The sequence below is a fragment of the Lentzea sp. genome, from assembly GCF_036380075.1.
In the GTDB taxonomy this organism is placed as follows: domain Bacteria; phylum Actinomycetota; class Actinomycetes; order Mycobacteriales; family Pseudonocardiaceae; genus Lentzea.
Window position 1 is genome coordinate 1 of the sequence record NZ_DASVFL010000321.1, and the last position, 6960, is coordinate 6960.

Here is a 6960-nt window from a genome sequence, read left to right on the forward strand (position 1 = left end):
TCCTCCAGCGACATCCCACCCGACACCCACTCCGCCGCCAGAGCACGCGTCGCCGCCACATCCACCCGCGCCGCCTTCTGACCCCCGACCAGAATCCACAACCAATCCAGCTCAGGCGGAAACACAACATTCACCACAAACCCCCGACAAAGAGGACCGCGAAGCGGACGGCAACATGGGGCCGGACGGGCTCGATGACTGGATTTGTCACTGGGTGGTTCCTGTCAGGGATGCGGCGGGCAGGGCGAAACAGCGGTAGTCGACGTTCCAGGGAGTCGTCGACGCCGGTTACCTGGCAGTAGAACTATCCTGAGCAGCGTGGATCAACTTGATCGGTCCGCCGAAAGCATTAAGGGCAATGCAAGGTGCCCTGCAAACCCGGTTCGGCCGCAGGAGAGGTGGAGCGTGTTCCGTCTCACCTCTTGCCGGAGAACTGGTAGTCCGCACGCCGGAGCCGCCGCAGACGCCACCTGTACTCCAGGGTCGACCCGGGCCACAGAACCGTGCCGCTCCTGCCTGAGCTCTGGTACCAGCTTCGGCAGTGGCCGCTGTGCCACACCGTGCGGGCGAACCGCGCACGCAGCTCTTCCTGGAACTGCGCAGCTGCCTCAGGTTTGACATGCATGGCCGATTTTTCCGTCGCGAGGACGGCCTTGGCCACATATCTCGCCTGCGTCTCGATGTTGTGCACCGCGCCGGTGTAGGGCACGAACCCGTTAGGGCCCAGCAGGATGAACAGGTTCGGCAGGCCCGGCACCGCGACTCCGTTGTACGTGAGAGCGCCATCGCGCCAGATCTCGCTGAGGCGCTGCCCACCGATCCCTCGGATGTCGATCCGGTCGAACGCCCCCATGAGGTCGAACCCGGTCGCATAGACCACCACGTCAGCTTTGTGCGAGGTGCCGGTGTCATCGACGATCGAACACGGTCCCAGCGCCGCCGGACTTCCAGCGACGACGCGGACATGAGGTCGGGCGAGCGTCGCGTAGTAGTCGTTGGAGAACAGGATCCTCTTGCAGCCCAGCCGGTAGGGCGGGGTCACGAGCGCCCGCAGAGCGGGGTCGGCGATCTGGTTCTCGATGTGCCGCAGGACAACAGGTTCGGCCACCCGTAGTGCGTCCGGCTTGCGGTGGAAACCGACCCCCCGCAGTTCTCTGCGCAGGTACAGGCGCAGGCGGTGCCAGGACTGCGCGATCGGCAGCAGCCGGAACAACCACTGCCGCCGTGCGGGAACGGGTTTGTCGGCTTTCGGCAGCACCCACGGCGCGGTGCGCTGGAACACGGTGAGTGACGCGGCGTGTTCCGCCAGATGCGGGGCCACCTGTACTCCTGAGGCGCCGACACCGATGAGTGCGACGTGTTTGCCTGCCAGGTCCTCGCCGTGGTTCCAGCGGGACGAGTGCCATGCGACGCCCTGGAAAACCTCCCGACCGGGCAGCTCGGGGACCTTCGGCACGTGCAGTCCGCCCACGCCCAGCACGAGGAAACGACCCGCGTACAGCCAGCCGTCCGAGGTGGACACGTGCCACTTCGAATCCGCTTCTTGCCACTCGGCGCGAACAACCGTCGTGCCGAAACGGATGTGCGGGAGAATGCCCCACTTCTTCACCACGCCACGGAGATAGGCGTGGATCTCCCGCTGTCCGGCGAACGTCGAGCTCCAGCGCGGGTTCTTGCTGTGCGAGTAGGAGTAGAGATCCGACTCGACGTCGCATGCCGCGCCGGGGTAGGTGTTCTCGCGCCATGTGCCGCCCAGGTCGTCCGCCTTCTCCAGCACCACGAACGGGATTCCGCTGCGGACGCACTCGACCGCCTGTGCGATTCCGGACATGCCGGCACCGATGATCACCACCTCGGTGCGGGTGGTCATCGGTTGCCGCCCAGCAGGAAGCCGCTGACTTCCGGCCAGATCTCGAACCACATCGGGTCCTCGTGGTCGCTGTCGTGTGCGAGACCGGGTTGGACGAGCAGTTCGGCCGTGCGTCCCGCCTCGGTGACCAGTGCGGCGAACTCCTGTGCCTGCGACACGGGGACCACCCGGTCCTCGTCGCCGTGCACGAGCAGCAGCGGCGCGGTGATGTCATCGACCAGCTGGAACGGCCGTCGTCGCGGCACCGCGAAGTGGGCCGTGATGTCGGCCTTCTCGATCTCGGGCCGGACCGGCAGTAGTGAACCCGGTTGTGCCAGTTCGGCCGCCACCAGCTGGTCGGGGTCGTAGAGCCCCACCAGCAGCGCGGCGCGGTGCCAGCACTCCGGTGCACGGGCGAGGGAAAGCAACGCGGTGTAGGCGCCCCTGCTCGTGCCCAAGACGTTGATCCGGTGGCCGTCGATCTCGGGCAGATTCGCGAGATACCGCGCGGCCGCGACCACGTCGTCCACCTCCCGGTCACCCATCTCCGCCCGCGAGCGGAACTCGGGACCGTGCCCGGGAGCGCCGCGGTGGTCGACGGTGAGAACGGCGAGACCGGCCGCGTTGAGCGGGACGTGCGCCCCGATGTGCGCGTACTCGCCGTCGGCGTTCAACGCGCCGCCTTCTCCCGCGGTGCACACCACCACGGCAGGATGCGGACCGGGACCCGGAGGTGCGCTGAGATGACCGTAGATCACCAGCCCGTCGGAGGAGGTGATCTCGTGGACGGTGAACCCCATCGCGGTTCCAGGTCGTTCCTGGTTCAGTTCGTCGCCCAGCAGCGAGACGAGTGAGTCGGCCGTGAGACTGCGCTGCAGCCGCACCGAGGGAACCGCCACCCCCAGGTGTTTCTGCAGCAGCACACGCAGTTCCACCGCGGTCAGGGAGTCGATGTCCACCGCCTCGTGCCGGACCTGTGCCTCGTCCAGGCCGGTGACCTGTCGCAGCAGGGGCGCGACCAGGCCCGGCAGCAACCCGGCGCGGTCGGCGGCGCTCAACTCCCGCAGCCGTGCCGCCACCGCGTCGTCCGTCGCGCGGTGCGTGCCTTCGGCGGGCACCAAGCCGCGGAACTTCGGCAGGACCGCCAACTGGGGGTTGGCGCGTGCCCAGCGCGGCCAGTCGACGTCGGCGACCGAGGCCTCGACCGGCCGCGTGCGCAGCAACGTCCCGAGCTCGGAGAGCAGCCGTTCGGGCGCCATACCGGCGTGTCCGGTGCGGCGCAGCACGTCGCCGACGTACCCGCCCCGGCTCACCGCCACCCCGACGTCGTCGACCATGCCCCAGCCGATGCTCGTCGCCGGCAATCCAAGAGACCGCCGATGCCTGGCCAGGCCGTTGAGGAACTCGTTCGCCGTCGCGTACGCACCGGCCCCGACAGCGCCGAGCTGGGCGGCGAACGAGGAGAACAGCACGAAGAAGTCGAGGTCCTCGTCCAGGGTCTCCTGGTGCAGGTGCCATGCCCCGTCGGCCTTCGGCCGGGTGGCCTCGAGCAGCCGGGAGACGTCGACGTCCGCGAGCACGGCGTCGTCGAAGCTCGCCGCGCAGTGCACGATCCCCCTGATCGGCGGCAGTTCGGACTTGACCAGGGCGAAGAGCGCGTGCACTTGGGCGGCGTCACCGACGTCCGCCTGCTCGACCAGGACGTGCACTCCGCGCTCGTCCAGTTCCTCCACCGCCCGCGCGGCTTCGTCGGTCGTGACACCGTGCCTGCCCACCAGGACCAGGTGGGTCGCACCGTTGTCGGCCAGCCACCGCGCCACGGTGAGCCCGAGCCCGCCGAGGCCCCCGGTGACCAGGTAGGTGGCGCCGGGCCGCACCGGCACATCCGGCAGTGACGCCGCCGGCAGCGTCACCGGCTCACCGGTCATCCTCACCGTGATCTTGCCGAGGTGCTCCGGGCTTGCCATGGCCCGGAACGCCCGGCCGACCTCGTCGGCGGGGATCTCGGTGACGGGCAGAGGGGCGACCGAGCCCTGCTCGTGCAGGGCGGCGACCTCCAGCATGCGCTCTCGGACGTCCTGCGGCCTCAACGCCATCAGCTGGTCGTAGTCGAACGAGTGGAACGACAACGCCCGCTGCGCCGAAGCCAGCCGCACCGCGTGGTCGGCGACCGCGCCTGGTTTGCCCAGCTCCACGAACCGTCCGAACGTGCTCAGCACCCTCAGGCTGTGCTGGATCATGTCGGCGGGCAACGAGTTGACGACGACGTCGACACCGGCGCCCGCCGTCCACGCGAGCACGTCGTCCGCGAACGCCGCCGAGCGGGAGTCGGTGACGAAGGCGAACCCCTCCTCTCGCAGGAAGTTCCGCCGCCGTTCGCTGCCCGCGGTGAGGAACACCTCGGCACCGAGCCATCTCGAGATCCGCGCCGCCGCCAGCCCGACGCCGCCGCCGGCGGAGTGCACGAGAACGCGGTCACCCGCCCGGACGCCGGCGAGGCGGACCAGCGACGAGTGGGCGGTGACCACCGGCAGCAGCGATGCCGCCTGCGCCGCGGACAACCCGGAGGGCTTCTTCGCCACGCGCACCGCGTCCAGGGTCACGTGCGAGGTGAACAGGTCGCGGCTGTGCGCGAACACCTCGTCTCCGCACCTCAGTCCGATCACGCCGGCGCCGACACCGATCACGGTGCCCGAGCACTCCATGCCGAGTGCGTCACCGGAATGGCTGCCTTCCAGCGCGTTCGGCGAGATCAGCCCGGTGTGCTTGAGCACGTCCTTGAAGTTGAGGCCGACGTGCGAGACCGCGAGCTCGACCTGACCTGGACCGGGTGGCGTGCGGGTGGTGGCGGCGAACCCCAGGTCCGCGCCCGCACTCCGAGGCGGTGACAGGCGTATCGCGGTGGCGTCGGTGGACACGGCGACGTGGTCCAGGGGGGAACGGTCGTCCGCAGGGTGCAACCGCCTGACGTACCGCCCGTGCCGGCGCAGCGCGACCTCGTCGAGGGAGTCGCGGAGGAGTTCCGCGACCAGCGCCTCAGCCATCTTCTCCGGTGACAACGCTGGATCGGACGTGAGATCGACCAGGCGGCAGCGCAACTCCGGCCTCTCGGCAGCGATCACCCTGCCCAGCCCCCACAACGCGGCAGCGGCGGGGGAGGTGGTCGGGTCGTCGTCGGAGACGCTCTGCGCTTCGGTGGTGACGACGATCAGTGCGCCGGACCTGGCCGGTAGACTTTGGACCAGCCGCACCAGTGGCGCGGCGGGAGCACAGGAGTACTCGTGCTCAGTGGCCACCTCGTCGACGTACACCACCGCGCGGCAACCGGCCGCTGTCGCCGCCGCGCGTTCGGGCCACCGATCTTCCTCGCGGTTCACGTGCACGACGTCGCCGCCGAGCTCGCGGAGCGCGCTCACGAGGTGTTCACCGGATTCGGACGAGCCCACGACGATCCAGAGCCCGTCGGCCCCGGCGACCGGCTCGGCCGGTTCGGGACTCCAGCGGTGTTCGTACAGCAGCTTCGACCGTTCCGCGTCGGCTTCGGCCAGCCGCCTCGCGCGCAGCCCGCGCACCTCCGCGACGACCTCGCCGCCGTCCGTCAGCAGGGTCAGATCGCATTCGACCTGTCCCTGCGCGGTGCTTTCCCGGCCCTGCCCGCGCACCCACAACCGGGTCGCGGGCGGGCGGAAGAAGCGCAGCGACTCGATCCCGGCCGGGACGTAGGTGCCCTCACCGGCAGCGTCGACACTCATCAGGTGGGAGCCGGCGATCACCGCCTGGAAAGCGCCGTCGAGCACGACCGGGTGCAACCGGTGGCCGTCCCAGGGAGCCGTGTCGAGCCGCAGTTCTGCCTGGATCTCGCGAGTTTCCTCGCGGAACCAGATCCGCCGCACGGAGCGGAACGCGGGGCCGTAGTTCAGCCCGGTCCCGGCCAGCATGGCGTACACGTCGTCGTGCTCGACTGATGGAACCTCGCGAGTCCACGACGCGTAGGGCGACCGCGGCGGTGGCGCGGTGACTTTCGGGAGATGCACACGGTGCAGCTCCGCGTGGAGCGTCCAGGCCGCATTGTCCTCCTGGCCTCGGCTGTGCAGCGTGAGCAGCCGCCGGGACGGGTCGTAGTCAGCCCGCAGCACGGTGACGGCCGGGGAAGTGAGTACGAGCGGGCGGTGGAACACGACGTTCTCCCACCCGCACGGCTCGTCGTCCGGGAACGCGGCGAGTGCCACCTCCAGGTAGCCGGAGCCGGGGAACACCACGGCATCACCGATCCGGTGGTCGGCGAGGTACGGGAACGCCGAGCCGGACAGCTCCAGGTGCCAGGCCGGGGTGACCGACTCGGCGGGCCGACCGCTCAGCCGCAGACCTCCGGTGCCGAGCCGTCGTGTCCTGGACCGGGCGGACTCGAGCCAGTGCCGGTCGCGTTGCCACGGGTACGCCGGCAGCCGCAGGAAGCTGCGAGGTCCTGCCCGCAGCCCAGTCCATCGCGGATCGGCACCGGCCGTGTAGAGCCGTCCCAGCGTCTCCAGCAGGTGCTGCCGCTGCGGTGATTTCCGACGGAGGGACGCCAGTCGCACCACGGCGCGGGTGCCGAGTGTCTCGTCGATCGCAGTAGCCAGCACGGGATGCGGTCCCACCTCCAGCACGACGCCGGGGGACAGGGTGAGCAGCCCTTGCATCGCGTCGGCGAACAGCACCGGCTGACGTACGTTGTCCCACCAGTAGTCCGTGTCGAGCTCCGATCCGTCGACCTGGACGCCCGTGACCGAGGAGAACAACGCGACCGCCGCTTCGCGCGGACGGATCTTCGCCAACGCCGACAGCAGCGGTTCGCGGATCTCGTCCATCTGCGGACTGTGGTAGGCCACTTCGACCTGCAACGGCCTCACCGACGCGCCGATCTCCTCCAGTCGTCGTGCCACCACCGCCACGGCTTCGGGCTCACCGGCGAGCGTCGTGCTGTGGGCACTGTTGACCGCCGCCACCGAGACACCGTCGACGAGCAACGGTGTCACCTCCGCGACCGGTACATCCACCGCGACCATGGCCCCGCGTCCGGCGAGGCGGGCCTGCAGGCTCGCGCGGTGGTAGCTGATGGTGAGCGCGTCCTC

2 protein-coding genes are annotated in these 6960 nt (G+C 69.7%); both read right to left on the minus strand.

Annotated elements, in window-relative coordinates; all coding sequences use genetic code 11:
* Positions 1–415: 415 nt before the first annotated feature.
* Complete coding sequence (locus VF330_RS33525; protein ID WP_330855725.1) at positions 416–1870, minus strand: NAD(P)/FAD-dependent oxidoreductase; 1455 nt, start codon at positions 1868–1870, stop codon at positions 416–418.
* A partial coding sequence (locus tag VF330_RS33530; RefSeq protein WP_330855726.1) for an SDR family NAD(P)-dependent oxidoreductase occupies positions 1867–6960 on the minus strand: 5094 nt, incomplete at its 5' end. The genes VF330_RS33525 and VF330_RS33530, both read right to left, overlap by 4 nt.